The sequence below is a fragment of the Rhizobacter sp. P2_H2 genome, assembly GCF_056403375.1.
This window is the reverse complement of the sequence record NZ_JBFUFP010001123.1, coordinates 1-1,702: the sequence shown is the minus strand read 5'-3', so window position 1 is coordinate 1,702 and position 1,702 is coordinate 1. Positions and strand designations below refer to the sequence as shown.

At 70.2% G+C, this 1,702-nt stretch carries 2 protein-coding genes; both read right to left on the bottom strand.

The annotated features are described in order from the left end of the window. A partial coding sequence (locus AC1D15_RS30740) for an outer membrane protein assembly factor BamB family protein (protein WP_477829011.1) occupies positions 1-840 on the bottom strand: 840 nt, incomplete at its 3' end. Further along, positions 837-1,517, bottom strand: coding sequence for a YfgM family protein (locus AC1D15_RS30735; protein ID WP_477829010.1), 681 nt, complete (start codon positions 1,515-1,517; stop codon positions 837-839). The genes AC1D15_RS30735 and AC1D15_RS30740, both read right to left, overlap by 4 nt. Between the last annotated feature and the right edge of the window lie 185 nt (positions 1,518-1,702).

The following is a 1,702-nucleotide window of genomic DNA, read 5'->3' as shown; positions in this document are numbered from 1 at the left end:
GGCATCGGCCGCGACGGTCACGTCCGCGTCGGCCGCGACACCCTGCAGGCCGCCGACATTGCGCGTCCACGCGAGGCTGCCGCGCTCGGCATTGACGCAGGCGACAGCCGCCTGGAAGGCGCGCGCGCAGACGCTGTCGCCGACGCGTGCGGCCGGCGCGACCAGGTCGGCCAGGCGCTCGATCTCGTTGGTGCCGCGCGGTGAGGCCAGCGACACCTCCCAGCGCACGGTGCCGCGCAGCGGGTCGAGCCCGGTGAGCTTGGCACCCTGCCCGACCAGCAGCGTGTCCTTGAACGCCATCACGACGCCCGGCTGCGACAGCGTCAGCGCATCGCCCGGGCGCTGGAAGCTCCACAGCTTGCGGCCGTCGATCGCGTCGAAGGCCTGCACCACGCGGTCGACACTCATCACGAAGACGCGTTCGCCGGCCACCAGCGGCGCGCTGCTGACGCGCGCCGGCAGCTGCTTGCGCCAGATCTCCTTGCCGGCATCCAGCGTGACCAGCTGGTTGTCGCGGGTCACGACGCTCACGAAGCGGCCGTCGCTTCCGACGCCGGCGCTGAGCCGGCCATCGGCCTGGCCGCGCCAGACTTCCTGGCCGGTGTCGGCACGCCAGGCGTAGACCGTGCCGTCATCGCTGGCGCCGATGAAGTTGCCGCCGGCCGCCACGATGGACAGCGGGAATTTCAGCGTGCCGATCGATTGCGTCCAGACCTGGCGCCCGGCGATCGTCGGCGTCAGTTCCTCGAGCACCGTCGGGCCGGGCCGGGTGGATTTGCTCGCGCAGGCGGCCAGCGCCGCGACCATCAGCGCCAGCGCGAGGCGCGTCAGTCCCTTCATGGGGTGCTCACCACGGCAGAGGCCGCAGCGCTGGCCGCCGGTGCGGCGCCGAGTGCCGTCAGCTTGGCCTCGACCAGCTGGCGGTACTCGACCGTGCTGTCGAAGCTCTTCCAGGCCTGGTTGTAGGCGGTCTTCGCCTCGTCGGCCTTGCCCTGCGCCAGCAGCACGTCACCGCGGCGGTCGGCCACCAGGCCTTCGAAACCGGCCGAGGTGGCGGCGTCCAGCGCCTTCAGCGCCTCGTCGTACTTCTTCTGGTCGAGCAGCAGGCCGGCCAGGCGCAGGCGCGCGATCGTCTGGTACTCGGCTTCGGTCGCGTTCTCGCTGGCCCAGGTCAGGCTCGCGCGGGCGGCGTCGGCCTGGCCCTTCTCGAACTGCAGCTTGGCGGCGAGCAGCGCGGCCTGCTGCGCGAAGGCGGTGCGCGGGAAGCGCTCCTTCATCTCGCCGAAGATGCGGCCGGCCTGGTCGGTGTTGCCTGCCGTCACGRCCTTGCCGAGTTCGTCGAACAGCATGCCGGCCTTGGCCGACTGCTCGCGTTGGTAGTACGTCCAGCCGTTCCAGGCCGCAAAGCCCCCCAGCGCCAGGATCAGCACCCAGGTGATCAGGTTGCCGTACTGGTTCCAGAACGCCTTCAGCTGGTCGATCTGTTCTTGTTCTTCGAGGTCGAGGTGGGTGGCCATGGGGATCGTTGGAAATTTCGGACGAAGCCGGGATTATGCGTTGCGCAGTTCAGCCGCCCACTCGGATACGCCCGAGAGCGACAAGTTGCGTTGTGTGACAGCCGGGTCACGCAATGATTTCAGCGCCACCTCGCCGGCCGCCAGCTCCGATTCGCCGAAGATCAGCGCCCAGGCGGCGCCGCTCG